The sequence below is a fragment of the Proteus sp. G2674 genome, assembly GCF_009915195.1.
Classification (GTDB): domain Bacteria; phylum Pseudomonadota; class Gammaproteobacteria; order Enterobacterales; family Enterobacteriaceae; genus Proteus; species Proteus mirabilis.
In genome coordinates this window covers 101,186-127,638 of the sequence record NZ_JAABLS010000017.1, presented here as the reverse complement: position 1 = coordinate 127,638, position 26,453 = coordinate 101,186, and the positions used below count along the sequence as shown (strand labels likewise).

At 40.6% G+C, this 26,453-nt stretch carries 31 protein-coding genes and 1 tRNA gene; 12 read left to right on the top strand and 20 right to left on the bottom strand.

From position 1 onward, the window contains the following. Positions 1-292: 292 nt before the first annotated feature. The 17 genes from GWI58_RS08025 to GWI58_RS07950 form a co-directional block, all read right to left on the bottom strand. On the bottom strand, positions 293-3,040 hold the full coding sequence (locus tag GWI58_RS08025) for a DUF927 domain-containing protein (RefSeq protein ID WP_161769068.1): 2,748 nt from the start codon (positions 3,038-3,040) through the stop codon (positions 293-295). Further along, positions 3,037-3,381, bottom strand: coding sequence for a hypothetical protein (locus GWI58_RS08020; RefSeq protein ID WP_036900269.1), 345 nt, complete (start codon positions 3,379-3,381; stop codon positions 3,037-3,039). Before GWI58_RS08020 ends, GWI58_RS08025 begins: the two co-directional genes overlap by 4 nt. A gap of 14 nt (positions 3,382-3,395) precedes the next feature. Continuing rightward, entirely contained in the window at positions 3,396-3,992 is a 597-nt protein-coding gene (locus GWI58_RS08015; protein ID WP_161769067.1) for a hypothetical protein, read from the bottom strand. Further along, the gene (locus GWI58_RS08010; protein WP_049257504.1) at positions 3,992-4,177 is read right to left on the bottom strand and encodes a hypothetical protein; all 186 of its coding nucleotides are present in this window, start codon (positions 4,175-4,177) and stop codon (positions 3,992-3,994) included. The genes GWI58_RS08015 and GWI58_RS08010 overlap by 1 nt, the downstream gene beginning before the upstream one ends. Then, entirely contained in the window at positions 4,177-4,350 is a 174-nt protein-coding gene (locus GWI58_RS17710; protein WP_162837557.1) for a hypothetical protein, read from the bottom strand. The genes GWI58_RS08010 and GWI58_RS17710 overlap by 1 nt, the downstream gene beginning before the upstream one ends. After that, positions 4,347-4,931, bottom strand: coding sequence for an ORF6N domain-containing protein (locus GWI58_RS08005; protein ID WP_161769066.1), 585 nt, complete (start codon positions 4,929-4,931; stop codon positions 4,347-4,349). The genes GWI58_RS17710 and GWI58_RS08005 overlap by 4 nt, the downstream gene beginning before the upstream one ends. Next, positions 4,928-5,137, bottom strand: a complete 210-nt coding sequence (locus tag GWI58_RS08000) for a hypothetical protein (RefSeq protein WP_036900274.1) — start codon at positions 5,135-5,137, stop codon at positions 4,928-4,930. The genes GWI58_RS08005 and GWI58_RS08000 overlap by 4 nt, the downstream gene beginning before the upstream one ends. Next, a complete protein-coding gene (locus GWI58_RS07995; protein ID WP_036918882.1) occupies positions 5,134-5,313 on the bottom strand; it encodes a hypothetical protein in 180 nt (59 codons plus the stop codon). Before GWI58_RS07995 ends, GWI58_RS08000 begins: the two co-directional genes overlap by 4 nt. After that, a complete protein-coding gene (locus tag GWI58_RS07990) occupies positions 5,310-5,567 on the bottom strand; it encodes a hypothetical protein (protein ID WP_046334702.1) in 258 nt (85 codons plus the stop codon). Before GWI58_RS07990 ends, GWI58_RS07995 begins: the two co-directional genes overlap by 4 nt. A gap of 2 nt (positions 5,568-5,569) precedes the next feature. Then, positions 5,570-5,743, bottom strand: a complete 174-nt coding sequence (locus GWI58_RS07985; protein WP_071843629.1) for a DUF4222 domain-containing protein — start codon at positions 5,741-5,743, stop codon at positions 5,570-5,572. Then, positions 5,736-6,764 (bottom strand): host cell division inhibitor Icd-like protein, encoded by a 1,029-nt coding sequence (locus GWI58_RS07980; RefSeq protein WP_237611674.1) that lies wholly within the window; start codon positions 6,762-6,764, stop codon positions 5,736-5,738. The genes GWI58_RS07985 and GWI58_RS07980 overlap by 8 nt, the downstream gene beginning before the upstream one ends. Continuing rightward, positions 6,764-7,357, bottom strand: coding sequence for a BRO-N domain-containing protein (locus tag GWI58_RS07975; RefSeq protein WP_049257506.1), 594 nt, complete (start codon positions 7,355-7,357; stop codon positions 6,764-6,766). The genes GWI58_RS07980 and GWI58_RS07975 overlap by 1 nt, the downstream gene beginning before the upstream one ends. Positions 7,358-7,371: 14 nt before the next feature. Next, positions 7,372-7,767, bottom strand: coding sequence for a hypothetical protein (locus tag GWI58_RS07970; RefSeq protein ID WP_049257507.1), 396 nt, complete (start codon positions 7,765-7,767; stop codon positions 7,372-7,374). Further along, positions 7,767-7,985, bottom strand: coding sequence for a helix-turn-helix transcriptional regulator (locus GWI58_RS07965; RefSeq protein WP_049257508.1), 219 nt, complete (start codon positions 7,983-7,985; stop codon positions 7,767-7,769). The genes GWI58_RS07970 and GWI58_RS07965 overlap by 1 nt, the downstream gene beginning before the upstream one ends. Positions 7,986-8,101: 116 nt before the next feature. After that, positions 8,102-9,019, bottom strand: coding sequence for a hypothetical protein (locus GWI58_RS07960; RefSeq protein ID WP_152691671.1), 918 nt, complete (start codon positions 9,017-9,019; stop codon positions 8,102-8,104). 207 nt (positions 9,020-9,226) lie between these two features. Then, positions 9,227-10,438, bottom strand: coding sequence for a tyrosine-type recombinase/integrase (locus tag GWI58_RS07955; RefSeq protein ID WP_049257510.1), 1,212 nt, complete (start codon positions 10,436-10,438; stop codon positions 9,227-9,229). 165 nt (positions 10,439-10,603) lie between these two features. Beyond that, positions 10,604-10,680 (bottom strand) — tRNA-Arg (locus tag GWI58_RS07950). Positions 10,681-10,870: 190 nt separating this feature from the next. Between GWI58_RS07950 and folD the strand changes: the two genes are divergently transcribed. The 3 genes from folD to fruK all read left to right on the top strand — a co-directional run bounded on the left by folD (position 10,871) and on the right by fruK (position 13,536). Next, a complete protein-coding gene (gene folD, locus GWI58_RS07945) occupies positions 10,871-11,743 on the top strand; it encodes a bifunctional methylenetetrahydrofolate dehydrogenase/methenyltetrahydrofolate cyclohydrolase FolD (RefSeq protein WP_049197194.1) in 873 nt (290 codons plus the stop codon). Between the two features lie 3 nt (positions 11,744-11,746). Then, positions 11,747-11,959 (top strand): ribosome-associated protein YbcJ, encoded by a 213-nt coding sequence (ybcJ, locus tag GWI58_RS07940; RefSeq protein WP_004244244.1) that lies wholly within the window; start codon positions 11,747-11,749, stop codon positions 11,957-11,959. Between the two features lie 635 nt (positions 11,960-12,594). After that, complete coding sequence (gene fruK, locus GWI58_RS07935) at positions 12,595-13,536, top strand: 1-phosphofructokinase (protein WP_161769065.1); 942 nt, start codon at positions 12,595-12,597, stop codon at positions 13,534-13,536. Between the two features lie 65 nt (positions 13,537-13,601). Here the strand turns inward: fruK and cysS are convergent, their stop codons facing one another. Beyond that, positions 13,602-14,993: a cysteine--tRNA ligase gene (cysS, locus tag GWI58_RS07930; protein ID WP_004244247.1), complete on the bottom strand. Its 1,392-nt coding sequence runs from the start codon at positions 14,991-14,993 to the stop codon at positions 13,602-13,604. Positions 14,994-15,384: 391 nt separating this feature from the next. On the opposite strand from cysS, the gene ppiB reads away from it, so the two are divergent. The 6 genes from ppiB to GWI58_RS07900 all read left to right on the top strand — a co-directional run bounded on the left by ppiB (position 15,385) and on the right by GWI58_RS07900 (position 20,827). Further along, entirely contained in the window at positions 15,385-15,879 is a 495-nt protein-coding gene (gene ppiB / locus GWI58_RS07925; protein ID WP_004244249.1) for a peptidylprolyl isomerase B, read from the top strand. Positions 15,880-15,891: 12 nt separating this feature from the next. After that, complete coding sequence (locus GWI58_RS07920; protein WP_004244250.1) at positions 15,892-16,614, top strand: UDP-2,3-diacylglucosamine diphosphatase; 723 nt, start codon at positions 15,892-15,894, stop codon at positions 16,612-16,614. Between the two features lie 132 nt (positions 16,615-16,746). After that, positions 16,747-17,268: a 5-(carboxyamino)imidazole ribonucleotide mutase gene (gene purE / locus GWI58_RS07915; RefSeq protein WP_012368268.1), complete on the top strand. Its 522-nt coding sequence runs from the start codon at positions 16,747-16,749 to the stop codon at positions 17,266-17,268. After that, positions 17,265-18,332, top strand: a complete 1,068-nt coding sequence (gene purK / locus GWI58_RS07910) for a 5-(carboxyamino)imidazole ribonucleotide synthase (protein ID WP_161769064.1) — start codon at positions 17,265-17,267, stop codon at positions 18,330-18,332. The genes purE and purK overlap by 4 nt, the downstream gene beginning before the upstream one ends. Positions 18,333-18,455: 123 nt before the next feature. Next, entirely contained in the window at positions 18,456-19,724 is a 1,269-nt protein-coding gene (locus GWI58_RS07905) for an MFS transporter (protein WP_004250299.1), read from the top strand. 77 nt (positions 19,725-19,801) lie between these two features. Continuing rightward, entirely contained in the window at positions 19,802-20,827 is a 1,026-nt protein-coding gene (locus GWI58_RS07900; protein ID WP_004244256.1) for a mechanosensitive ion channel family protein, read from the top strand. A 100-nt stretch (positions 20,828-20,927) separates the two neighbouring features. On the opposite strand, the gene ybbP is transcribed toward GWI58_RS07900, so the two are convergent. Beyond that, positions 20,928-23,369, bottom strand: coding sequence for a putative ABC transporter permease subunit YbbP (gene ybbP, locus GWI58_RS07895; RefSeq protein WP_012368270.1), 2,442 nt, complete (start codon positions 23,367-23,369; stop codon positions 20,928-20,930). Beyond that, complete coding sequence (gene ybbA / locus GWI58_RS07890; protein WP_004250296.1) at positions 23,366-24,052, bottom strand: putative ABC transporter ATP-binding protein YbbA; 687 nt, start codon at positions 24,050-24,052, stop codon at positions 23,366-23,368. The genes ybbP and ybbA overlap by 4 nt, the downstream gene beginning before the upstream one ends. On the opposite strand from ybbA, the gene tesA reads away from it, so the two are divergent. The 3 genes from tesA (at position 24,023) to GWI58_RS07875 (ending at position 26,431) form a co-directional block, all read left to right on the top strand. Continuing rightward, a complete protein-coding gene (tesA, locus tag GWI58_RS07885; RefSeq protein ID WP_012368271.1) occupies positions 24,023-24,652 on the top strand; it encodes a multifunctional acyl-CoA thioesterase I/protease I/lysophospholipase L1 in 630 nt (209 codons plus the stop codon). The two genes, ybbA and tesA, sit on opposite strands and share 30 nt — an antisense overlap. A 50-nt stretch (positions 24,653-24,702) precedes the next feature. Continuing rightward, positions 24,703-25,488: an SDR family oxidoreductase gene (locus GWI58_RS07880; protein ID WP_161769063.1), complete on the top strand. Its 786-nt coding sequence runs from the start codon at positions 24,703-24,705 to the stop codon at positions 25,486-25,488. An 85-nt stretch (positions 25,489-25,573) separates the two neighbouring features. After that, positions 25,574-26,431, top strand: a complete 858-nt coding sequence (locus GWI58_RS07875) for a co-chaperone YbbN (protein WP_161769062.1) — start codon at positions 25,574-25,576, stop codon at positions 26,429-26,431. The last annotated feature ends 22 nt before the right edge of the window (positions 26,432-26,453 follow it).

Genomic DNA, 26,453 nt, shown 5'->3' with positions numbered 1-26,453 from the left:
GATTTTTCTTTGGGATAACGGGATAAGTTGCTTATTTTCATTTAATATCATCAAGTTAACTTATCCCAAACACCTCGATTTCTTATCCCAGACTTTTTATTTTTGGGATAACTTTGCTTTTTGATTAACATTTGTAACAAATTATTATCATTTGATTTGGGGTAACTTGGGATAACATGGGATAAATAGAAGTAACTTAACTTAATAATATTATTATCTTTTTTAATTCTTATCCCGTTATCCCACTTATCCCAACGTTTTTAATTCATCACGGGGATTCTGTTCTGGCTGGTTATTCTTCCTCACTATCAATTAAGACAACAAATCGCTGCTGACTACCATTAATGCTGATAGTTTTACCGTCTACACGCCCTGATTCCGGTCTGACTAAAATACCTGCCTCTTCGAGCGCCTCCGCCCCCAATTTCTTTTGAATACCTGAGAGTATTTCATCTTCAAATACTGACGGGATAATATGATATTCGTCCTTGCCGTCCTCTCTGCGACCAGAAACCAAGTAACCCGCAAGGTTTGTTATTCTTCCTGCGTAAACTCGGTCTAAATCTCCGTTGCGCTTCCCATAGGTGTATGGCTGAAAGCGATTTAATCCATAGCGTTGAATAAAATCCCTTGCCCGTTTAACGACTTGGTATTTTTCTCGGTTTCCTGTGCCATAGTTCTCTAGCCATTCATTGAAGCTATTACGAATAAATCGGCTACATTCGCCACTATCCCAACCCGTAATTGAGGCTGATAACTCTGCGGTAGCGTCCAACATGGCAAAACGGGTAGCGACTCGCTTAACCTGTGGTGACACCTCTTCGGGTAAACTCGATAACCATTCGTTTTCTTTGAAGGTCACTTTCTGGTTGGCCATGTCCTGATTGTTGGCTAAATACTCAATCCATGCTCTACCAACTGCCCCGCAATGCTGCGTTGATGCGCGTTTTATTGCTCGTGAATGCAAATCACCATCATCAAGGCTGTGAAACTCGACAGTATCGGTAAATGGCACACTCACCAGTCGCACTAATTGCCCTGCTTTTGGGGTAACACCATTACGAATGAGGTAAGTTTCAAAATCTTCCTCACCCGTTGATAACGCCACAATCGCCCAACGTAAAACGGCTTTGTTTCCCCCGTCTTTATTACCTTGAATGCGCCCTGTACCATTAAATAAACTGTAGGCACTTCCTGCCACATGCCGCACATCGTTACCCTGCCCAATTTCATCAATTGGCATAAATCCATCATTTCGAGAGGCGGCTTCAATCGTTAACCCGTACTTTGTCGCATCCCATGTTAATTTCAGTTCATCGGGTACACCGTAGATACTTGAAGCCGCTTCTACAGTCGTTGTTTTCCCTGCTGAGGATTGAGCGAATAGGTGAATGCCAAACGAGCTACCGCCCGATAATGAGTTTAGTGGGGCAGCTAACGCAACTAAACCACCTAAAATCATAGATTGGTTGCCTTTCATTAAATTACCGACATTCTTCCGCCAGCTTTCAGCGGTTCCCCTGACGATATAACCCGCAACGGCAGACGTTCCGCCGCAAAAGGCAACAGGGCGGCTAGGTGTACCAATAATATGACCATCGGGCATCACATACGCTCCATCATGCCAACCTGCGGTATGTGTGATCGTCCATTCGTCGCGCTTTCCTTTCCGTTGAAGGTAGTTAGCTAATAAATCCAATTGACCACGCTTTGTTGTAATATTAACGCCACGGGAGCGTAACCTCCCCCACCCTTGAGGCGAACCTAGTTCACGTCTCGGAATGGCTTCATAAATTATGCGGTTGCTACCTTCTTGCTTCATCTCGATAACTAAATAGCTGTCTTTGCCATCAGAGCCAATACCTACCGTAGCCATTTCATCCGAAAACCACGTTTCTTTTTCGTCAATCTCACCCGTCGTATTGTTTTGCTTGCGTTCGATGTAATACAAACCACCATGACGCTTATCAAAAAATGGGGCTAAGTCATCGTGAGGTCTGACTTTCTTTTTTGCGTCAATGTGGATCACGTTATTCGCTTCCACTATTTCACCTGCTTGCTGATTCACTTGGCCATTAAATGCCTGTCTTGCCGCCTCAATACCGTGTGATAGGCGGTAGTCATCCCAATCGGCTTTATCGTCAGTTGGGGGTAAAACAGCGACACCATTAACCGCCTTAGCTGCCTTTTCTGCCGCTAATTTCCCTGTATTGTCTTGGTCTGGCTTAATATCGTTATCCCCAGCAATAATAATCTTGCTCTCTGGGTACTTAACCCGCATTACCTTAGCTACATGAATGAGGTTTCCCGCATCAATTGCCGCAACTGTGTGCGCTTCTGGTTGGATTAAGTGACACGTTAGGGCGGTTGCTAATCCTTCAGCGATAATCACCGTAGAGACGTTTACAGGCTCATTGATGGGGTAATAACTGCCTGACTTTGAGCTATCTGACAGTAAACGCTTATCACCATTAGGCTTAATAGTTTGTGCGCCAGTAATAACGCCACCAGCATCCAATAATGGAATGATAAGAGAACCGTCCTGTAATAAATCCATTTCAAAACCATGCAGCCCCTTAGCCTTGAGATAGTCAGATCTCCCACGTTGAACATTGGCAATAGTGCGGTTATACCGTTCAATAAAGCGTTTATGCTTCTCTCTCTTCTCGTTAGCTTGTTTTTCGGCTTGCTGTGCTTTCAGCTCGTCTTGTTGTGCTTTTATCTCAGAACGACGGTAGGCTGGTGGACACGCTGAACGGGTATCAATACCAATTATGTTAGCAACCTCATACGCTGCCTCGGTCACACTGCCACCTAATATTTTTTGCACTAAATCCAACCCATCACCTGAACCACACTGATTACAAATAAACGTGCCGTTATCGTCTTTGTTGTCGAACCTAAAACGATCTTTACCACCACAAGCAGGACAAGCTGTGTGCGTGTTTAGGGGCACTTCTGCCCCAAGGTGAGATAATATGGCTTGCCATTGTCCGTTAGCTTTCAGCTTCACCTCACGGATAACATCAATCGGCTTCATTGAAACGCCCCCTTATCAGCTAAAGAGTCGCCCATATCATTAATCATGCTTTGCCACACCTCTCGACCATAACCTGTGACATATCCATTAATGACACATTGCTCTATCAAGCTAATAGCAACTGCCTCCCATGTGGGATATTGCCCTTTTAAGGCTTTCAGCAAATAGCTATCAACGAGCATTCGAATACCTTTCACACCGTCAATAATGGCAACTTCAATCGTTTTGTTGCCTACCTTCATCGAAAACCAATCACCGCCATTACGTGTGGTAATATCGTGGTAAATAGCGGCTGCGTAGCTATTCGCTAGTGAATTAACTTTAAAATTCTTCGTTATCATGTCATTGCGTCCTTTTAATGAATGGTTACGGTGTCGCTAAATTCACCATCTTCTATCGCCCTAATGAGATCATCATGAAGAACAGATAACCCCTCACGCCCTCGCTCTGATAGTCGGCAACCACGTTTAGGCTCAAGATTGATAAAATCCCTATATATCTTTACTGCCATAATTGCGCCATTCTCTGCCCCATAGTGCTCATAAGCAGCGCCCTCAATGTGATTAGCTAGTAACATACGTTCACTTGCGGCATAGACGGTTAACGCTGCATGTTTGTTGCGATAAATAGCGGCGGTAATGGTTTTACCTCTGCCGTTGTCAACTTGATGCGTCCCGTTATTGTCTGCTTGCTCTGCGACAAACGAAGCGGCTACAATCCAACGCCACAAGATCACACGCTGCTGATTAGTTGGATTAAAAAAGCCGTCACACTCTCCCTTGCAGATAGATAAAACCAATTCAAAGCCAAAAATCAGATCACCATCAAAGCTACCATCGTTTAATGCCTCTAATGCTTCGGTATAACTGATAGCCTCTTGGTTGGCGGCTTCAGTAATGAGGATCACACCCTGTTCACTGTGTTCGAATGCGTTAATATTAGAAATATTCATTACTTACCCTCCATAGCAGAATCAATATCCTTGAGTGCGTCATTCACGGCAGCGAAGGCAATAGCTATCATATGGGCTGTTTCCTCGTCCTGATTTGCTTCTTGCCAAACAGTTAAGAGCGTCAGCACTCGGTTTATTTTCATGCGGGGTACTTCCAGTGATAAAACTATCTCTTTATTCGCCATTACTTCACCTCACGCACATAGTTGATTCGGATATCAATTAAACCGTCACGTTGCGCCTCTCGCACCACTTGTGACTGAGCATCTTTTAGGCTGGCAGATATCACTTGCTTGTTAATGCCTAGTGTTAGGCCTTTTAGTGTTGTGCCATAACCTGCAATTAGAAACGTTCTCATGAGCGATAATCTCCCATATCCTGAATGTGTAGCTGCGAGGCTTGCTCAATGGCGATTACCATTGGTTTAAGTACTTTCTTCTCTTTGCGACGTAGGTTCATGGCATAGCTGCCACGCCTACCGTGCCCTTGATAAGAATCAGCCTCTAAGCGGCTAATCAAGTTCTGAGCCTCACCAATTGGCATGGCTTCAAGTTCTGTCAATGAGGGTATCTGAATGTGTTTAATTTCTGGAAAGTCAGACAAACGAAAGTAGCTGTTAACCATTGAGCGCTGAACCTGCCACGACAAATCATCTGTAAATGGCTTGGCTATCATCAAGTAACCTGATTCAGTGATAAGCATTAACTCTTTTGCTTTTCCAGCTATTTCCAGTTCGGGTAACTCGGTACGTATGACGTACTTAGTGAGCAAAAAATAATCCACTCCATCAATAAAGTGCTTTTTATGCGTGTTGAATGTGCGCTTTGCTGTACCTTTCGGGCGTTGGTGTACCTCGTCAATCATGGCAAAGGTGACAACTCGCTTACCTTGATACATGAATGGGCTTAAGCTGGTGGCATTGATAGTGACTTGTCTCATTTCATCACCTCCACCAACCTTGTGATTTCTTTTCCTTGAGCACACACTAAGCGGTTGACTGCTCTCAGCATAAAATGCGTATCCGTCTCAGCTTCATTCTCTACAGCTGTTAACAGTGGGATTAACAACGCTTGAAGTTCTTCGTTGATGTGTTCGACTTCTTCCAAGGTAGATAAGTGACCAACATTTAATTTGATTGTTTTCATTTGGTCGCCTCCTCGAGGGATTCACATATTTCCGCATTAAAGTCATACGCAATAGAAACGAGGTCGATTAACTCCCGCGAACAATCTTTACTTGCTAACTCTAAGATAACGGCAAGTAATGAATTATTTTGCTGCGCCTTGTATGCAGCTATGTCCAATGGAATAGGTTTGCTCATGCTTCCCCCTTCGATTTAGCGTCTACGGCTTCTGCGCCACTGATACGGCTAATGGCTTCCAACCAGTAATAGAGTTCTTGTTTTTTTGGATCATCAATTAGAGGAAATACTTCACTAAGAATATGAGCCATACCTTTTCGAACCCTAAGTAATCGGTCACGGCTACGTTCTTCTGAAGATAAAAGGAGGTCATTGCCTAACATGTTCGAAATTTCGGCTTGAATACGCTTATAGTTTTCTGGATAACGGCCCATAATTAAGCCCTCCCCGAATAAATGTATTCGTTGCTGAACTGGCTTAATGGAACAATGACAGGACTATCAAAGCCGTCTCGCTGAAAGGTCACACGGTTAAATTGAACTGATAGAACTTTGACGGTTTCGCTATTATTTTTATGCGTGTAGAAATCGTTAGGTTGAGGGTTACGCATGAGCCACCTCCTGAGCAGGTAAGCGACCAGCGAATGACAGGATATAATCACGTACAAGCATCAGTCTTGCATCGTGTTCATTCGATGCTGTAACAGCAATACGACAAGGTTTAGCGGTTGTATCTGAGCGTTTAATACTCAGAAACAAAAATTTGAATTGAGTGTGGGTAGGGGTTGCCATCATAACGATGATCTCCGTTTGTATTAACTCGGAGTCACCACCAGAGGTCTCAATCTCTATGGGGGTGGTGACGTTAGCAAGGTTGAGACTACTGGCACAAACGGAAACCAGCCAGCCCGAAGGCTGCCTTACCAACGCCACCATTGAATAAGAGCGATATAATACCGCATTTAATAGGTATGCGTAGGCATAGACACAAAAAAAGACGCAAGGCGCGTCATGTGTCGCCGTTTGTAAGCTCAGGGTCTCAATCCTGACACTAGATTTTGCTAGTGCCTGATCACTATAGCCAACAATTACCCATAAGTGCAAGTGATGTATTGCACATTTTTGTATTAACTCAAGGTTGTCATCTTTACCGATAACAAGATGAATACTATTCTTATAGTTCTCACTTGCTCGGTATTTAATATCGACGTTCCCAAGGGTAGCCGATTGGCCGCCCTTTTTTATGGACTGTAAAAGCTCAATTCCACTCGATAAATAGCGAGATTTCCCGACTTTAGAAAGGTGAGAAAAATCACCTTTAGCAAATGGTGTGAATTCCCCACGTTTTGAGTGACTCAAATTTGAGTAGCGCAAAATATCAGCAGATTTGTAACCTGAGAAATATTGCCCTGATTGATTGGCGTAAATTTTCGCTGATTGATTGCCCGTAATACCGTAGTTTAAAGCTACAGTATTAGTCTTGGTGTAAGTTGAACTTACGTTATTACCTGCCAGTAGGGAATTATTCACTTGGTAGGCAATATTCCCCAACTCTGGGGATAATTGATTAATATTTGAACTTTGATACACCGCTTTGGGTGTACCAAACATTTGTAAGTTAATAGCCGTCATTAGTGGATTTCTCCATCAAGAAAATCAGGCTGGTACTTCTTCCATAATTCGCGTTCTTCACGCTGTAAATCAGCTTTCTTTTGCTTACATGATTGCAAATCACGCCCATGTTTTGAGGCTGTAATTTGGTATTGTTGCTGACGTTTGGTGAAATCATTTAACGCTGAGAATGGCACACCATACGCGCCAGTTTTACGAATAGATGGGATAACGTCACGGAATACCCAATTAGTAAAACGGTGCGCGAATGTGCCTTTAGTGGTTGCCTTACGGCTGCGGGCAATCAGTTTATAAAATCCAGACTCAGAAATAATATTCAACTTCTGATTACCGCCAAGGGTGTAAATTAAACTTACATCCTTTTCGTCCTCATCTAGAGCCAGCAAAGCAGCCCTTGAGTTAGTTAGTTGTAGAGCATCACAAACATCTTTAGCGACGAACCAAGGATTGTTATTAATTTTAACTATCCGCACCTGAACATTTTCAAATCGAATAACGGAAATATCATCTGAGTTAATATTTAAAATAGTCTCGTCGCTGAATTTAGGGTGAGCGAATCCACCAGCATTTAAGCTGTTATTTTTTGATTTCATTATTTATTACTCCGTTATTTTGTCGGGTACAGGCTTAAAATATTATTTATGAGTTCGTTATCTATGGGTTGGTAATTACCTTGTTCAGCACGTTTATTTATTAAGTTAATAACCTTCTGCACATCTTGAGCCGTTTTAAAGCGGTAACGATAATGTGATCCGATACCATCAGGATTAGGCTCATCAATGCGTTCTAGTTCGATATTCAATAAACGCTCTAATTCATTCGGGTAATTACGGCCTGACGATAAACGGCAATGAATTAATATTTCATTCTCGGTAAAGCCATTAATGCCAGTACCTAACATATATAAACGGGCACGGTGTTTTTTAGGTGGGTTCTTTGATAGAATAGACGACGCTACGTTATTCTGAGAAGCCACCTGTGATGGGTGGTTTTTCTTTTCCATTATGCCACCTCACCAGAACGTGATTCAGCAATCTTATTAGCAATCCATTCATCTACTTCTGATTCAACAAAAGCAATAGAACGAGCGCCAATTTTTACTGATTTAGGAAATTGACCTGCTTCAATGAGGCGATAAATCCACGCCTTACCATAGCCAGTACGACGCATAACTTCTGGTAAGCGAATAAGGTTTTCTTTTAAGGTTGTTGCTGTTGGCATGACGCCTCCTGTTAGTTCAATTTTGATACGTCTTAGTAGACGTCCGTAGATCTCAGGAGGAAATATACTTTTTTAGATTGGAGGTTTTCGTAATATGACAAAAATAGTTCGTAATATTACGAATCAATATTCTTAAGCCAGCTGGAAACAGTATTGCCACTAGGTAAAGGAAGTTTTAATAAGTCAAAATCAGTTTTTATCTCCCCTCTAGGGTTATCAATATGAGAACGAGGGTTATCTGCAATATCCTTCCCATATTTCACGCAAGTTAATCCATATATATATTGAGCCATAGCATTAATGGTTTTAGGTGACTCTTTTTTATCTGCTTTACAGCTATTCTTATTTATTAATTTTAAAATATTAGCTCTTTTAATTACAGGTAATGCGCCACTTGGCAACCTTGTGCAAGGCATGAGTTGATGAGCGTAATCGCCATTATTTACCAAATTAAGAAGATGGGTTAATTGAGCTATATGTTTGTCAACTAAAGGATTCAAACGATCTGCATGAGCTAATTTCATAGCCTCTACTATCTTTAAAGACTCACCAATATCAACGGGAGATAATATCTGGTATAAGTCATTTCCTTTAATTAACACAATCCCTCTTACACCATACAAACTTCTCAATGGTTCATTAAGTCCAACTCCTTGGCTATAAAGGCATTCATTGAAGTGCTTAATCACACCACAAAACATAGCATCCCATAGTCCATCAATTCTAACTATCTCATTATTTATTGGGATTGCGTGCTGAATTAAGGTTTCTGGCATTACGGCGTCGCTATTCAGCATTTCTAAATTAGCCTTTATCAATGCGTCAGGATCATCTAGTGCTACTGATAATGGAACAGTTTTCAATGAAACCTTTCTTGCTGGAGTTGGAGTTTGAAAGTATATAGATGGAGAAATTGCCTCATCTGCAACAAGTCTTGCAATATCGCCAATAGATATTTCTATCCCATGTTTATCCGCCAAAAGCGTTACTATTTCTGAATAACTCAACCATTCACGATATGCAGATATATCCACGCTCATTTCCTTGAGTTTCCTTGTGGTCTATTGAAGTATATTAAAAACTATTCTAAAGCTAAATATATAATATACAATACTATTATTCTGCACATTCAAGTGAACAACCTGTGAATAAATATAATTTTAAATTAAATTACAATGAATTATATAAAAAAAACCAGCTATTTATCGCTGGCTGTTTGTTCTATAAAGTATCAAGTTATATTAGGGCTGTTTGAATTTGCCATAAATAATATTATCCCCGTTCTCTAAAGTATCCATATAATCAGCGTACCATTGAAGCATTTCTCTACGTCCATCAATATACTGAGCATGGTTATACGTTCCACGAATAGAGTTTTTATCAACGTGTGCAAGTTGTGTCTCAATCCATGCAGTGTTATAGCCTTGCTCGTGTAGGATGGTGCTCATTGTATGTCTGAATCCGTGACCTGTGGCTCTACCATCATAACCAATACGCTTGATAACCTGATTTATGGCCGCTTCACTCATTGGCTTAGAAGCATCATTCCTACCATGAAAGATATACTTAAACTTTCCTGTTATGGTTTGTATTTCTTTGAATAATTCTAAGGCCTGTGTAGATAATGGCACCATGTGAGGGCGACGCATTTTCATACGTTCTTTTGGAATTTCCCAAATAGCTTTATCAAAATCAATTTCTGACCATTCAGCCGCTCTAAGCTCAATAGTACGAACGCCTGTTATCATTAATAGCTTTGTCGCAATCTGAGTGATCTTACTTCCACTACATACAGATAGTGCCTGTAAAAACTCAGGTAACTCATTCACATTTAAGTGAGGAAAATGCTTAGCTTTTGGAGTAGACAGTGCGCCGGCTAATTCTGATGCGGGATTATACTCAGCCCGTCCTGTCACAATTGCATAGCGGAATACTTGGTTACATGCCTGCCTTATCTTTTTAAGCTTATCCAACACGCCGCGTTTTTCTAACTTCCGAAGCACTTCTAACATATCTAACGGTTTAATTTCCGTAATGCTAACTTTACCAATATAAGGAAAGATATCTTTCTGGAAGGCTTCTAGTAAATCATCCGCATAACCTTTTGACCAATTCGGCTTTTTATAGTCATGCCATTCAAGCGTAATTTTTTCAAAGCTATTATTTACTTGAGATTCTTTCTCTCTCTTTTCTGCTTTCTTAACTAAAGATGGATCATCACCTAACGCTAATATGCGCTTGGCTTCTTCTCTCTTCGCCCTAGCTTGTGCGAGTGATATTGATGGGTATACACCGAAAGCCAGCCTTTTCTCTTTACCAGCATATCTATATTTCATACGCCAATACTTAGAACCATTCGGAGCAACTTCTAAATACATGCCCCCTCCGTCAGAAAGTTTATAAGCTTTCTCTTTTGGCTTGGAAGTCTCTACTTGTCTGGCTGTTAGCTTCATCTGGGGGCACCAATTTTCATTGAACGGGGTAATGCCCCCAATTATGCCCCCACATATATGTAGATTTCAATAGACGTAACTAGACCTTGAAATACTAGGAATTCTTGTAATAGCTGATTTTATAAGGGTTTTATGGACTATTGTAGACGTTGAAATACTTGAGAATGGTACGCCCTACAGGATTCGAACCTGTGACCTACGGCTTAGAAGGCCGTTGCTCTATCCAACTGAGCTAAGGGCGCCTAGAGGGGAAATAGACGTTAGCATTTATGCTGATAACGGGTGTGAATTATACTTTCAACATTCTGAGAGTCAACGATTTTTCCACAAAATCAAACTAGATGGTTAAAATATGGTAAGTAATCAACTGACAGATTGCTTATGATCTGACAAAATAGAGCAATACCATAATTGAATAATTTGGATGTATAGATGTCAGCAAGAATTATAGATGGGAAAACGATTGCGCAGACCATCAGAAGTGAAGTGGCAGAAAAAGTAAAACAACGTATTAAGGTAGGAAAACGTGCACCGGGTTTAGCGGTTATTTTAGTCGGTGATAACCCTGCATCGCAAATCTATGTTGCCAGTAAACGTAAAGCTTGTGATGAGGTAGGATTTATCTCTCGCTCTTACGATCTACCGGATACTACAAGTGAAGCAGAATTACTCAATCTCATTGATACTCTAAATGAAGATAATACTATTGATGGTATTTTAGTGCAGCTCCCTTTACCTGCAGGAATTGATAACGTCAAAGTATTAGAACGTATTCATCCTGATAAAGATGTTGATGGCTTCCATCCTTACAATATTGGTCGATTATGCCAACGCGCACCTAAGCTACGTCCTTGCACCCCTCGTGGTATTGTCACACTCTTAGAGCGTTGCAATATTCCAATGAATGGCTTAAATGCGGTAATTATTGGTGCTTCAAATATTGTTGGTCGCCCAATGAGTTTAGAGCTACTGCTTGCAGGCTGTACAACGACTGTCACTCATCGTTTTACTAAAGACTTACGTTTTCATGTTGAACATGCTGATTTGGTGGTTGTGGCAGTTGGTAAACCTAACTTTATTCCTGGTGAATGGATAAAACCTGGCGCTATTGTCATTGATGTCGGTATTAATCGCCTTGAAAACGGTAAAGTGGTTGGTGATGTTGATTTCGCACAAGCCTCTCAACGCGCGGGGTGGATCTCCCCTGTTCCGGGTGGTGTAGGTCCAATGACTGTAGCGACTTTGATTCAAAATACGTTGCAAGCCTGCGAAGAATATCACGATCCTGATATAGGAAATAATTAATCAATGGAAACATTTCAATTAGATGGTCACCCCTATGTAGAACTGTGTGATCTATTAAAACTCCAAGGCTGGACAGAAAGCGGAGCCGCTGCAAAAAATATTATTGCTGAAGGCCTCGTTTGCGTTGATGGTGAAGTAGAAACACGTAAACGCTGTAAAATTACTGCCGGTAAAGTCGTCACACTCGGTGAGTTTGCTGTCACTGTCAGCAACTAGTTCAGCTAATCATACTCGTTACTCAAGCGTTACTCTTTAGTAACGCTTTTTTTATCTTTCTACCCTTTTTTTACTAAACACGCTATTTTTCGAGCTTTTATTTAAGCCTGTAAAATTAGTGGACTAATCCATTGATTTTAAATTGATTTAATTGCATCAATTTAAGATAATAATAGTAGGTTATTATTTTTGCTATTCATATCAGTGATAATACTTTATCTCGTTTCAGCACATTAACGCTTTGATAAAGAATAAGTTAAATATTGATTACATAACCTATTATTTTTTATATAAATAATGCTTAGTCTGCTAGTAGTAAGAATTTCAGCAACCTTTTCCGTTGGATGATTTTTACGTATTAATAATCGCTTTAATATGCTAAAACGTGATTTAGATCTAACTTTTCCTTTGTTTTATTAGGCAAAAGAACATTGTTTATACTAAATTAGACATTATAGTTTGAAACGATTCAGCCTAATAATAAAGTATGAAGCGTTATTTTTAATTTTTATGTTGTATTTGATCCTTAATCTAATAGGAGTTCTTATGTTTAACCTACCAAACCAAGGTGTCTCTATGCTTTTCTTGCAACAGAAAAGTGATACCTATGATTTTACGACAGGTAAGGTACAAGCATGAGACGTCGAGTTGCTACCATTACATTAAATCCTGCTTATGATCTTGTGGGATTAAGTGCCCCTATTGAATTGGGTGAAGTTAACCGAGTGACAACAGCGGGATTTCATGCTGCCGGTAAAGGTATCAATGTAGCCAAAGTATTAAAAAGCCTTGGTATTGATGTCACTGTTGGCGGTTTTTTAGGTAAAGAGAATCAAGATGGCTTTCAAAAAGAGTTTAGTGAAGCCGGGATTGCTAATCGCTTCCAAATGGTTGAAGGTCGCACACGTATCAATGTCAAACTGACTGAACCCAACGGTAAAGTAACTGATTTTAACTTTTCAGGGTTTGAAATCACTAAACAAGATTGGACTCGTTTTGTAAATGACACACTCAGCTGGGCGGGTCAATTTGATATGATTTGTGTCAGTGGAAGTGTACCACCAAGTATTGATTTAAATGATTTTACTACTTGGATGAAGCGACTACGTAGCGAATGTATGTGCCTTATTTTTGATAGTAGCAGAGAAGCATTTGTCGCGGGGTTAAAAGCGTTACCTTGGTTAGTAAAACCCAATCATCATGAACTAGAAATTTGGGCAGGTAGACCCTTACCTGAACTCTCTGACGTAGTACAAGCTGCCCATGAATTACGCCAGCAAGGTATTGCTCATGTTGTTATCTCGTTAGGTGAACAAGGCGCTATGTGGGTTAACGCCTCTGGTGCGTGGATGGCAAAACCGCCTAAATGTGATGTGGTCAGCACGGTAGGTGCCGGTGACTCTATGGTAGGTGGGTTGATTTATGGTTTGATGATGAGGCAAACCAGTGAACATACCTTACGTCTTGCTACAGCAATTTCAGCTCTTGCCGTCAGTCAAACTAATGTTGGAATAACTGATCGAGAACAATTGGCAAGAATGATGACCGAAGTTGAATTAACGCCACTAAAAATCTAAAAAAAATATCGGATAATGATTACCCGATATTTTTGACTTTATTGCTTTATCAATAGGTAGCAATATTAGCTATTACGACGCCATGTTGTACCTTGTGGGCCATCTTCTAATACAATCCCCATTGCTGTTAAAGCATCACGAGCGGCATCCGCAGCTGCCCAATCTTTATTCTTACGAGCATCATTGCGTTGTTGAATTAACGCTTCAATTTTTTCTACTTCATCAGCATCGTCTGCTTGCGCACCACTTTGTAAGAAGTGTTCTGGTTGTTGCTCTAATAGGCCTAATACTTTGGCCAATTTACGCAACACCGCTGCTAAACCATTAGCCGCCTCCATATTGACGGTTTTTAAGCGATTCACTTCGCGGGCTAAATCAAATAACACAGAATAGGCTTCTGGTGTATTGAAATCATCGTTCATTGCTTCAATAAACTGCGCTTCAAACGCTTCACCACCAGCAGGTTGAGCATTTGCATCAGTGCCACGTAAAGAAGTATATAAACGCTCTAATGCGGTACGCGCCTGTTTTAAGTTCTCTTCGGTATAATTTAGTTGGCTACGATAGTGTCCTGATAATAAGAAATAACGTACCGTTTCAGCATCGTAATAGGCAAGAACATCACGAATAGTAAAAAAGTTATTCAGTGATTTAGACATTTTTTCTTTGTCTACCATCACCATACCGGAATGCATCCAATAGTTAACATAAGGACCATCATGAGCGCAGGTTGATTGTGCAATTTCATTTTCATGATGCGGGAACATTAAATCTGAACCACCGCCATGAATATCAAAATGATGACCTAATTCTTTACCATTCATGGCTGAACATTCAATATGCCAGCCTGGTCGCCCTTCTCCCCATGGTGATGTCCAACTTGGTTCACCGGGTTTTGACATTTTCCAAAGCACAAAATCCATAGGATTGCGTTTTACGTTAGCGACTTCAACCCGAGCCCCTGCTTGTAGTTGCTCTAAATCTTGGCGAGAAAGCAAGCCATAATCCGGATCGGTATCAATGGCAAACATCACATCACCATTTTCTGCTACATAAGCATGACCACGTTTAATTAATGTCTCGGTAAGGGCAATAATTTCTGCAATATGATGTGTGGCTCGTGGCTCTGAATCAGGGCGTAAGATATTCAATGCATCAAAATCTTTATGCATTTCCGCTAACATACGTGTCGTTAATTGTTCGCAAGTTTCATTATTTTCAATCGCACGCTTGATGATTTTATCATCCACATCGGTGACATTGCGCACATAATTCACATCATACCCTAAATAACGTAAATAGCGGGTTATGGCATCAAATGCCACAAATGTACGTCCATGACCAATATGACATAAATCATAAATAGTGATGCCACACACGTACATACCTATTTTCCCTTTATGGATAGGTTTAAATTCTTCTTTTTGTCGAGTAAGAGTATTAAAAATCTTTAGCATCAGAGGACGTTCCCATTTTTAACTGTACGTGTTGATTACGTATTTATGTATATAAAATAACGACTACAGCGATAAAAATAACCACATAACATTACCTTTATAAGGGTTTTAATGCCTAAACTCAAAGGTAATCCAATTAATAGCCTCTTATATTACTCTGCTCTGCGTTTATTTTCACTGTTCAATCGTTAACAGTAAGGCGCCAAATTGAGTTTATTGGTGAAATAATTGGCGAAAAATGTTTTCTATTACTATTTTCGCGCTTTTTAGCCTGAAAGTCGCCATGAACAAAAGATGAATACTGACTAAATAAGGTAACTGTGGTATAAAAAAACGGTCTATTGTTTCAGCCCACATCTGGGTAAAACTAAAATTATACTAGGATCTGAATATGGTTACTTTTCATACCAATTACGGCGATATCGTGATTAAAACATTTGCAGATAAAGCACCTGCAACCGTAGAAAATTTTTTAGATTACTGTAAAGAAGGGTTCTACGATAACACTATCTTCCACCGTGTTATTAATGGTTTTATGATCCAAGGTGGTGGTTTTGAACCTGGTATGAAGCAAAAAGAAACTAAAGCCCCGGTAAGAAACGAAGCAAACAACGGTCTTGCCAATAATCGTGGTACATTAGCGATGGCTCGTACCAACGATCCACATTCTGCAACAGCACAATTCTTTATCAACGTAGCAGATAACGACTTCTTAAACTTCCGTGCAGAAAATGCCAATGGTTGGGGATATTGTGTATTTGCTGAAGTTGTTGAAGGAATGGATGTTGTAGACAAAATCAAAGCCGTTTCTACTGGTCGCAGTGGTTTCCACCAAGATGTTCCTCGTGAAGATATTATCATTAACAGTGTTACTGTTAGCGAATAAGTAGCGCTTTTTATGTGCACCCTGTTTATTGCAGATCTGCATTTAAGTGAGCACGAACCGGCAATTACTGCCGGTTTTCTTCGCTTTTTACAAGAGCAAGCTATCCACGCAAATGCACTTTATATTTTGGGCGATTTCTTTGATTTTTGGATTGGTGATGATGATCCTAACCCACTACATCAGCGCATAGCCCAAGCATTAATGGCATTAAAAAATGCGGGAGTGCCCTGCTATTTTATTCATGGTAACCGCGATTTCTTAATCGGCTCTCGCTTTGCAAAAGAGAGCGGAATGACACTGCTACCACAAGAAAAAGTGCTTGAGATAGAGCAACATCGCATTTTAATCTTACATGGTGATACGCTTTGCACCGATGATGATGCCTATCAACGCTATCGTAAAAAAGTCCACAATAAGTTTATTCAACGCTTATTCCTACTCCTTCCTCTGACCATTCGATTACGTATTGCTAAAAAAATGCGCTCTCGTAGTCAAAGTAGCAACCAATACAAATCTGAAGCGATAATGGACGTTAATGCTCAAGCCGTTATCAATACCTTTAAACAATTTAATACCCAATGGATGATCCACGGTCATACTCATCGACCGGCGATCCACACTGTCGACATTGATGGGAAACCACATTATCGAGGTGTATTAGGAGCTTGGCATACGGAAGGCTCAATGTTTAAAGTCACCTCAGATAAAATCGAACTGATCCAATTTCCATTTTAAATAGATGATACTTTTTCGGCTATTGTAGCATATTTTTCTTTACGCAAACGTTTTCCTTGACGTATTAGCGTGATACTATCATGCTCAGTTTCTCTGGCTATATCCGTTTATGCTTACAGGAGCAGTTAAGTAATGTCTTCTCAAGTTGGTCTCAATACCTCATCCCCTCGTATCGCCATTGTGATGGGTTCGAAAAGTGACTGGGCGACAATGTGTCATGCCGCAGAAGTCCTAGACACGTTACAACTTCCTTACCATGTTGAAATTGTTTCCGCACACCGAACACCGGATAAATTATTTCGTTTCGCAGAACAGGCCAAAGAGAATGGTTTTGACGTGATTATTGCGGGTGCTGGCGGTGCTGCACATTTACCGGGGATGTTGGCAGCCAAAACCTTAGTTCCTGTATTAGGGGTTCCTGTACAAAGTGCTGCATTAAGTGGTGTTGATAGCCTTTATTCTATTGTACAAATGCCGAAAGGTATTCCCGTTGGCACACTGGCTATTGGTAAAGCGGGGGCTGCTAATGCCGCGCTACTTGCCGCACAAATTTTAGCATTACACTCTGCTGATATTTTTAATGCATTAACACAATGGCGAGCAACACAGACACAAGAAGTCCTTAATCACCCTGATCCAAGGGAGGCGCTATGAAGCCGGTTTGTGTTCTTGGTAATGGACAGTTAGGTCGAATGTTACGTCAAGCGGGTGAGCCATTAGGTATTGCGGTATATCCCGTAGGGCTTGATGCTGAACCCGAAGCGGTACCTTATCAAAAGAGTATTATTACCGCAGAAATTGAACGTTGGCCGGAAACCGCATTAACCAATGAGTTAGAGCACCATGCTAACTTTATTAACCGAGATATTTTTCCATTACTCGCAGATCGCTTACCACAAAAACAACTCCTTGATGAGCTTCATTTAGCGACGGCACCTTGGCAACCATTAACTTCGACTGAGCAATGGCCTGAGCTATTCAATCAGCTAGGGGAATTTATTATCGTTAAACGCCGTGTTGGTGGTTACGACGGACGAGGTCAATGGCGGATACACCCAGGTGACGAACAACAATTACCAGCCGAAATATATGGTGAATGTATTGTCGAACAAGGTATTCCTTTCTCTGGAGAAGTCTCTTTAGTTGGTGCAAGAAATCGTCAGGGGGATTGTGTTTTTTATCCACTCACTCACAATCTTCATCAAGATGGCATTTTACGCATGAGTGTTGCGCTACCAAATCCTCCCGAGGCATTACAACAATTAGCAGAGGATATGCTTAGCAAGATCCTCAATAAACTAAATTATATCGGTGTAATGGCCATGGAATGCTTTATTGTCGGTGATAAATTACTGATTAATGAACTCGCACCTCGCGTCCACAACAGTGGTCACTGGACACAAAATGGTGCTTCTATTAGCCAGTTTGAACTTCACTTACGTGCTATTCTTGATTTACCGATGCCCAAACCTAATGTTTGCCAATCGGCGGTAATGGTTAATCTTATTGGAACGGAGATCGACACCAAATGGCTATCATTACCTTTAGTTCATCTACATTGGTATGAAAAAGAAGTGCGTCCAGCCCGCAAAGTAGGGCATCTCAACTTAGTACATAATAACCATCAAGCTCTGCAAAAGACCTTAAGTGCATTAAGTCCCCTGCTCGATGAAGCCTACCAATATCCGATTAAATGGGCGCTAGAAAAATTAAGCTAGCAGTCCGACTCAGAAAGTTAGAGAATAATAGCCTTTAAATGTACTGGCCTGTGAATACAAGGCCAGTTATTCGCTATTTTTTCCTGAACATTCAGGATACTGCGCCCGTTCTATGGAGTCAGGATGCCAGTCACGCAACAAAATTTTGGTCCTATCTATCAGTGGAGCATACTGATACTGCTAGGTTTAGTGTACTTTCTCGCTACCGCAACAACATTTACCTCTTTAGGTGTGGTTCTACCTAGTATGATAGCTGAACTAGAGTGGAACTGGACACAAGCTGGCCTTGGTTTTACTTTATTGGGCTTAACCTGTGGACTTGCGAGCTTTTTACCCACTTTACTTATCCGTAAATTAAACGTCCGCTTCACACTCCTCATTGGACTGATTATTTTTGTCAGTGGATTCTATTTTCTATATGAAACCAATACCATCACACGCTACTTTCTTGGTACCGCCTTACTTGGGGTAGGTTTTACGCTATTAGCAACCGTACCGGGCACTTACGTGCTATCGCGTCTATTTGAAAAACAGTCTTTTGCTTTTGGTGTCTATTTTACTATTGGTGGATTGGGAGGGGTTGCAGGTCCTTGGATCTATTTTTTAGCCACACACCTTTGGCACACATGGCGTATGCATTGGCTCATTTCAGCTATTATTCTATCAATTATTACCCTGCTGACTATTTTAGTATTACGAGAAGGCTCAGCAGAAAAAGCGCATGCGAAAAAAATCAGTCAATTACAAAGTAGTAAACGTATTTATCAAACCAAAGCGATATGGACCGCACGTCATGCTTTACGAACATGGCAATTTTATGTCATTGCTGCCACTTACACCGCTTTTCTATGGTGCGGGATCACTGTAAATAGTTTTGCAGTTGCACATATTATTGAAAATGGTTTTAGTGAAACTATTGCTGCAACGCTACTGAGCACCATGGCTTTTATCAATGCATTCTCACGATTAGCCGGTGGGGCAATTGGGGAATGGTTAGAGCCTAAAAAATTACTGATTGCCAGCTTAACGATTATTATTATCGGTCTATTAGCACTGAGTATGGCTAATAATTGGATCTACCTAATGCTATTTACCCTTTGTGTAGGGATCGGTTATGGTATGACCTTCTTAGCCTCAAGTGTATTACTGGCTAACTATTTTGGTCGCGCACCTTATTTAGAACTATTTTCGGTGATGAACCTGATCTCAACATTGGCCTGTTTAGCCCCCTTCTTTGCTGGGGCTATTAAGGATATTTCAGGCAGCTTCACACCTGCATTTTTAATTCTCACTATCCCTGTTTTAGTTATTTTGGTGATCACACTATTTATGCGCCCACCAATTTATCCTAACTTCCAACATGCCAGTGAAAAACATAATGCGCCAAGATAAAAATAAAACCGCAAATCTAGTTTAGAAATCCAATCAATATTATAGAGAAGCGGTTTTAGCGAGGAGAGATCGAGCAGATGAATGAAGAATTAATCATGAAATACTCAATTGGTATCGGCATAGCTTTGGCGTGTTTTATCGCCTTTCTTGCCATATCTTTTTTACATGATAAACAAAAAAAACGTCGTAGAAACATAATTATTCACATCATCCAAGCTATTTTGCTTTGTAGTTTAGTGGCTATTGTAAGCCAATATTGTGAAATGGCGGTGGTAGATTTTAAACTACACTTTATCTCTTTTCAGATGATTAATTTCTTTAGCTATCTTGCTATCGCATTAATCCTAATGAGAAAATTTTTCTTACTCATTAATTTATTAGAAAAATCACAAATTAAAAAAGGCAGTGATCCCACCTCAGCCCGTATTATTTCGCGTATATTTAAAATCACTCTTCTTGTCATCATGATCTTACTGTTCGGTGAGCATTTTGGCATGAGCTTATCGGGCTTAATGACATTTGGTGGCTTAGGCGGTATTGCCATTGGTATGGCAAGTAAAGACGTCATGAGTAACCTTTTTTCAGGTGTTATGCTCTATTTTGATCGCCCTTTTAACATTGGTGATTGGGTACGTTCACCCGATCGCAATATCGAAGGAACTGTTGTTGAGATTGGCTGGCGTATCACGAAGATAATGACCTTTGATCATCGCCCGTTATATATTCCAAACTCAGTATTTTCATCCATTAGTGTTGAAAACCCCGGCAGAATGACCAATCGACGTATTGAAACAGAATTAGGGTTACGCTATGAAGATTCGGACAAAGTTGGGGTTATTGTCGAAGATATCCGCACGATGCTACAACAAAACGACAAAATCGACACCAAACAGACTTTATTGGTCTATTTTAATCAATTCGCCGATTCATCATTAAATATTATGGTGTACTGTTTTACCAAAACCACGGTATGGGCAGAATGGTTAGATGCGCAGCAAGAAGTTTATTTAAAAATGATTGATATTGTGCATCAACATGGCGCTGACTTCGCCTTCCCATCACAAACTGTATATATTGAAAAATCATCGCCTGTATCACCATAAGCATCCGATAAAAAAATGCTGATATCCGTTTCAATATCAGCATTTTTAATTCAATATCACGTATCACTTCATTTAATGATAACTAGATAACTAATGGCGACTATTCTCCCTGAATACGACGATATTGGCCTTTATCTTGTAATAGCCTAACCCCTAAAATACTGCCACAAAGTGAAAGTAATACGGCGGCAAGAGCGGGAACAACTATCCACATCATCCATTGTGGCTGCCATGGGAAATTAAATACCGATTTTTGCAATAACCCTAATGCAACTTCAGCCCCTATCGCTGCAGCTAAACCGGCCATTAACCCTAATAAGGCAAACTCCGCCCAAAGCGTGCGTCTTAATAGTGACTTACTCGCGCCTAATGTTCGATAAACCACCAACTCGATACGACGCTGTGTCATACCGACTTGAATTTGTGCCACTAATAGCAATGCCCCACACAACATAACTAATCCAACCATAATTTCTAATGCTCGACTGACTTGCTGTAAGATCTGCTGAACTTGCTGAATTAATGCACCAGTATCTAGCACACTGACCGTAGGAAATTGTCGATTTAATGCGGTGATCAAACTTCCATCACCATTGTAATAAAAACTGCTCATCCATTTTTCAGGCTGATTACTTAGCCCTTCTTCTGCGAAAATAAAGAAGAAATTTGGTCGCATATTTTCCCAATCAACATGGCGAATGCTGGTGACAACAGATTTAAACTCGCGAGTATCACCAACAAAAGTTAGCTCATCCCCCAGCTTTATTTCTAACTTTTGTGCAACCCCCTGATCGATTGAAACGCCATTACCGACGGGAGGCCATGAGCCTTCGACAATAACATTATCTTTAGGAAGTTCACTGTGCCACGTTAAATTAAGCTCTCTTCGTACGGTATTATTCCCCGCATCCCGTGCATCTGCCCACACTTTCGCATTGTGATCATTAATCGCTGTTAAACGTGCTAACACAACCGGATAAGCATCTGTCGGTGCCACATGATAAGTGGCTAATAATGTATTAATCTGCTGTACCTGAGGCTTTGACATATTAATCAAGAAATAGTTAGGACTATCTTCAGGTAACTGCTGTTGCCATTTTTCCAATAAATCCCCTTGCAGCAAAACCAATAGCGTCAATAGCATAAAGGATAATGAAAAAGCGGCTAATTGCGTCATGGTTTGGAAAGGCTGGCGTAATAAACGTGTCACCGCTAAACGGGCACTCAATTGCTTAAATTTAAATTGCTTTAAAAGCCATAATCCAAGCCAACCAATCACGCCGAGCAAGAAAGCAATGACGACGATACCTAATAAAATAGACCACAGTAAAACACCCGTTCCGGCAAACAGAGTTAAAGCGCCAACAACAATCAATGCAACAATGGGTAAATAATAACGTAGTGGCCAACTAGGTGCCGTAGTACCACTTCTCAACACACGGGAAGGTTGCGTTGACATTAATTGGTGATAAGGGCGTAAACCCGTCAATAACGCGATGAGTAGTAAAGAGCCAACTGACCATAGCCATGGCATAAAGCTCGCATCAGGTAAACTTTTTGGTAATACCGGTGCTAAAATCTGCAACAATACTAATTCAAAGCCCCAACCGACCAGTGAGCCGACCACGATAGCCGCAACAATAATCACACCCCACTGACCTATAATCCATTTACGTAATGCATGATTATCAGCACCTAGGGTTTTTAATACCGCAATTAGCGTATGTCGACTACGGCAATAATGTGTCATTGAAACAGCAACGGCAGAAATCGCCAATAGTAGTGTTAATAATGCAGATAATAGTAAAAAGTTTTTTGCTCTCTCCATTGATTGAGAGAGAGCACCATTATCTTGTTTTAAGCTATTCCAACGCTGGTCAGGTTTTAATAAGGGATCAAAGCGTTGTTGGTATTCATCAATTAATGCTTCATTACCCGCAAACATATAACGGTAAGTTAAGCGGCTTCCCGGCTGAACGGCACCAGTCGCTTCAACATCAGCAAGATTAATTAAAATACGCGGGGCAATTTGAAAAGGATTAAAACCACTATCAGGCTCTTGAACTAATACACCGCTAATTGTAAAAGTGGCATCACCGACATCAATATTATCACCAACCTTGATCCCCAAAAGCGCCAGTAACCTTGCATCCACTAACGCCGTGCCTTTCTCCGCTTTTAGCCCTACAGGCTGAGTTTCTAGCTCACCATAGAGTGGATATAAGTTATCCGCGGCTTTTACCAACGCCAATTGAGGAGTATCACCTTCTGGGGCATAAGACATGGTGGTAAATTGCATTTGACGACTGAGTGTTAGCCCCATTCTTTTAGCTTCAGCTAGCCAATTTTCATCAACAGGATACGAGGCGCGTAGCACTAAATCACCGGCGATAAGATCACGACTTTGAGCATAAATACTTTTATCAATGCGATCACCAATACGCCCTAACGCCAGCACACAAGCCACCGCCAGCGCTAAAGAGAGCCAAACAATTAATAAAGCCGGCGAGCGCCACTCACGCCAAAACCAACGCCAGATCATGACTCCTCCTTAAGTTGACCATCAACAAGACGTAATCTTCGCTGACAACGAGCGGCAAGCTCATTATCGTGGGTGACCAAAATTAATGTTGTGGCATAATCACGATTAAGGGAAAACAGTAAATCGGCAATTTTATCTCCCGTTTTTCGATCAAGATTACCTGTTGGCTCATCAGCAAACAGGATCGCCGGTTGGGTACAAAAAGCTCTTGCTAATGCAACACGTTGTTGCTCACCACCGGAAAGTTGTGCGGGCATATGATACAAGCGCTCACCCAAACCCAATTGTTTAAGTAAATCAACGGCTCGCGTATGGCTCTGTTTTTCTGACTCACCTTTTAATAACGCAGGAAGTTGCACATTCTCTAAGGCATTTAACGTTGGAATTAGCATAAAAGATTGAAAAACAAATCCGACATGTTGTGCACGTAATTTTGCCCGCTCTTCTTCATTCATTTTGGTCAGATCGTGTCCCATTAATTGCACACGACCAGCGCCTCCATCATCTAATCCGGCAATAATACCTAAAAGTGTAGATTTGCCCGATCCTGACTCACCAATTAAAGCAATTGTCTGTGCAGACTCGACAACTAACTCAACACCCTGCAATATAGAGATCTGACTATCACCTTCTCCTACTTGTTTGGTTAACTGATGAACTTCAAGAACCTTTTCCGTCGACATACTTGTTTCCTTATCGTCATGATGATGTTTAGCTTTAAGTCTATCGCTGCTGATACCTTTTTGATCTTTGGTGACAGCCTAAGTGCCGGATATCGCCTTCCTATTGAAAGCGCATGGGCACAACGCCTCGCGGATAAATGGAAATTAACTTATCCTGAAATAAATGTCGTAAATGCAAGCATCAGTGGCGAAACCGCATTTCAAGGTCAAAATAGGCTCCCTGATTTATTAAAACAGCACCAACCTCGTTGGGTTTTGATTGAACTGGGTGCAAATGATGGCTTACAAGGCTACCCTGTAGCCCAAACGAAAGAAGCGTTGCAAAACATCATTACCCAAGTAAAAGAAGCGGGAGCAACGCCACTCTTTATGCAAATTATGATTTCGCCTAATTATGGTAAACGCTATACGCAATCTTTTTCTGCGATTTACCCACAATTGGCGAAAGACAATGCTCTTGAGCTTATCCCATTTTATATGGAGCAAATAGCAGATAAACCTGAGTGGATGCAAAACGACAGCATTCACCCAAATGAAGCGGCTCAGCCTTTTATTGCTCAATGGATGGATAAAACCCTATCCCCTTACCTAACACGTTAAACTATTGTGACAGTAGTTAACCTAGATTAAATGAGATTAATTGTAAAATTATGCAAAAAACGGTATTGATTACAGGAAGTTCTAGTGGGATTGGACTGTGTGCGGCAAAAACACTCAAGCAAAAAGGATATCGAGTACTGGCTGCTTGTCGCAAAGAAGATGATCTTAACCATATGGAAACATTGGGGTTTGAGCCTATTTTTCTTGATCTCGATGATGCAGAAAGTATCGAAAAAGCCATATTAGAAGTCATTCGCCTTACTAATGGACGTTTATATGGATTATTTAATAATGGTGGTTTTGGGGTTTATGGTTCATTAAATGCGATTAGTCGCCAGCAAATGGAAAAACAATTTTCCACTAATTTCTTTGGCTTACATCAGCTTACTATGGGGTTACTGCCGGCAATGTTACCTCATGGCGAAGGACGTATTATTCAGACGAGCTCGGTAATGGGATTAATATCCACTCCCGGCCGAGGTGCTTATGCGGCGAGTAAATATGCCGTTGAAGCTTGGTCTGATGCATTAAGAATGGAACTTGCCTCTACGGGGATAAAAGTCAGTTTAATTGAGCCGGGTCCAATAAAAACACGCTTTACTGAAAATGTTAATCAAGCCCAACAAGATAAACCGGTAAAAAATCCGGGGATTGCGAGTCGTTTCACATTAACACCTGATGATGTAGTGAAAAAACTAATCCATGCTTTAGAAAGTCCAAGACCTAAGTTACGTTATCCTGTGACCTTACTCACTTATGCCGTCAAAGTGTTAAAACGACTCCTCCCTGATAGACTTATGGATAGGATCTTAAACGGCCAAAGTAACAAGGCTTGATTTTTGCAAAATTCATCCTTATTTATTAATCAAATAGCTTAATAAACAGCATTTATATTTAAAACTCTCAAAAAGGGATAAGTTAATGTTAGCAACTGCACATATTGTTGATGTAAATGAATCGAATATTCAGCAAGTTATAGAACAATCGATGACAAAACCGGTCATGATGTACTTCTATTCAGAGCGTAGTCCTCATTGTGCAGAGCTTGGGGCAACGTTGGATAAACTAGCGGCTGAATTTGCTGATCAGTTTGTATTAGCTAAATTAGATTGTGATGTTGAACAGATGATTGCCTCGCAATTTGGTCTAAGAGCGATCCCAACTGTTTATATATTGCAAGAAGGTCGTCCTGTCGATGGGTTCCAAGGCCCACAACCTGAAGAAGCTATTCGCCAAATCCTTGCCAATATCTTACCTAAACCAGAAGAATTAAAAGCAGCGCAAGCTTCAGCACTATTAGCAGAAGGTAAGACAGACGAGGCATTACCACTGTTAAAAGAAGCACACCAAATTGATCCCAAAAACAGTGAAATTACCTTAGCCCTCGCAGGTGCTTTAATTTCATTAAATAAACATAATGAAGCAGAAGAATTATTAGCCGCAATTCCATTGCAAGATCAAGATAGCTACTATCACAGTTTATTAGCTCAAATTGAACTGCAAAAACAAGCTGCCGACACACCTGAAATTCAGCAATTACAAGATAATTTTAATCAGCAACCCGACAATACTGAACTCGCTATTCAACTGGCGTTAAAACTGCATGAAGTGTCGCGCAATGATGAAGCCCTTGAATTGCTATTTAATTTTCTGAAAAAAGATCTTAATGCCGGTGAAGGACAAGTTAAGAAAACCCTGATGGATATTTTATCTGCTTTAGGGACTAATGATAATCTAGCATCTAAATATCGCCGAATGGTGTATTCTTTACTTTATTAATATTCATTTTATTTATTAAAGC

Bases quoted from the DNA above. Each gene is read 5' to 3' on its own strand.
- ybbA (WP_004250296.1), bottom strand. From the start codon at position 24,052: ATGTCGACGGAAAAGGTTCTTGAAGTTCATCAGTTAACCAAACAAGTA.
- GWI58_RS08005 (WP_161769066.1), bottom strand. From the start codon at position 4,931: ATGAGACAAGTCACTATCAATGCCACCAGCTTAAGCCCATTCATGTAT.
- GWI58_RS08000 (WP_036900274.1), bottom strand. From the start codon at position 5,137: ATGAAAACAATCAAATTAAATGTTGGTCACTTATCTACCTTGGAAGAA.
- ybcJ (WP_004244244.1), top strand. From the start codon at position 11,747: ATGGAAACATTTCAATTAGATGGTCACCCCTATGTAGAACTGTGTGAT.
- GWI58_RS07985 (WP_071843629.1), bottom strand. From the start codon at position 5,743: ATGCGTAACCCTCAACCTAACGATTTCTACACGCATAAAAATAATAGC.
- GWI58_RS07980 (WP_237611674.1), bottom strand. From the start codon at position 6,764: ATGACGGCTATTAACTTACAAATGTTTGGTACACCCAAAGCGGTGTAT.
- purK (WP_161769064.1), top strand. From the start codon at position 17,265: ATGAAGCCGGTTTGTGTTCTTGGTAATGGACAGTTAGGTCGAATGTTA.
- GWI58_RS08015 (WP_161769067.1), bottom strand. From the start codon at position 3,992: ATGAATATTTCTAATATTAACGCATTCGAACACAGTGAACAGGGTGTG.
- purE (WP_012368268.1), top strand. From the start codon at position 16,747: ATGTCTTCTCAAGTTGGTCTCAATACCTCATCCCCTCGTATCGCCATT.
- GWI58_RS07975 (WP_049257506.1), bottom strand. From the start codon at position 7,357: ATGAAATCAAAAAATAACAGCTTAAATGCTGGTGGATTCGCTCACCCT.
- GWI58_RS07875 (WP_161769062.1), top strand. From the start codon at position 25,574: ATGTTAGCAACTGCACATATTGTTGATGTAAATGAATCGAATATTCAG.
- fruK (WP_161769065.1), top strand. From the start codon at position 12,595: ATGAGACGTCGAGTTGCTACCATTACATTAAATCCTGCTTATGATCTT.
- GWI58_RS07920 (WP_004244250.1), top strand. From the start codon at position 15,892: ATGTGCACCCTGTTTATTGCAGATCTGCATTTAAGTGAGCACGAACCG.
- cysS (WP_004244247.1), bottom strand. From the start codon at position 14,993: ATGCTAAAGATTTTTAATACTCTTACTCGACAAAAAGAAGAATTTAAA.
- GWI58_RS08020 (WP_036900269.1), bottom strand. From the start codon at position 3,381: ATGATAACGAAGAATTTTAAAGTTAATTCACTAGCGAATAGCTACGCA.
- folD (WP_049197194.1), top strand. From the start codon at position 10,871: ATGTCAGCAAGAATTATAGATGGGAAAACGATTGCGCAGACCATCAGA.
- GWI58_RS07965 (WP_049257508.1), bottom strand. From the start codon at position 7,985: ATGCCAACAGCAACAACCTTAAAAGAAAACCTTATTCGCTTACCAGAA.
- GWI58_RS07990 (WP_046334702.1), bottom strand. From the start codon at position 5,567: ATGGGCCGTTATCCAGAAAACTATAAGCGTATTCAAGCCGAAATTTCG.
- tesA (WP_012368271.1), top strand. From the start codon at position 24,023: ATGAACTTCAAGAACCTTTTCCGTCGACATACTTGTTTCCTTATCGTC.
- GWI58_RS07905 (WP_004250299.1), top strand. From the start codon at position 18,456: ATGCCAGTCACGCAACAAAATTTTGGTCCTATCTATCAGTGGAGCATA.
- GWI58_RS07970 (WP_049257507.1), bottom strand. From the start codon at position 7,767: ATGGAAAAGAAAAACCACCCATCACAGGTGGCTTCTCAGAATAACGTA.
- GWI58_RS07955 (WP_049257510.1), bottom strand. From the start codon at position 10,438: ATGAAGCTAACAGCCAGACAAGTAGAGACTTCCAAGCCAAAAGAGAAA.
- ppiB (WP_004244249.1), top strand. From the start codon at position 15,385: ATGGTTACTTTTCATACCAATTACGGCGATATCGTGATTAAAACATTT.
- GWI58_RS08025 (WP_161769068.1), bottom strand. From the start codon at position 3,040: ATGAAGCCGATTGATGTTATCCGTGAGGTGAAGCTGAAAGCTAACGGA.
- GWI58_RS07995 (WP_036918882.1), bottom strand. From the start codon at position 5,313: ATGAGCAAACCTATTCCATTGGACATAGCTGCATACAAGGCGCAGCAA.
- GWI58_RS07900 (WP_004244256.1), top strand. From the start codon at position 19,802: ATGAATGAAGAATTAATCATGAAATACTCAATTGGTATCGGCATAGCT.
- GWI58_RS08010 (WP_049257504.1), bottom strand. From the start codon at position 4,177: ATGGCGAATAAAGAGATAGTTTTATCACTGGAAGTACCCCGCATGAAA.
- GWI58_RS17710 (WP_162837557.1), bottom strand. From the start codon at position 4,350: ATGAGAACGTTTCTAATTGCAGGTTATGGCACAACACTAAAAGGCCTA.
- GWI58_RS07880 (WP_161769063.1), top strand. From the start codon at position 24,703: ATGCAAAAAACGGTATTGATTACAGGAAGTTCTAGTGGGATTGGACTG.
- ybbP (WP_012368270.1), bottom strand. From the start codon at position 23,369: ATGATCTGGCGTTGGTTTTGGCGTGAGTGGCGCTCGCCGGCTTTATTA.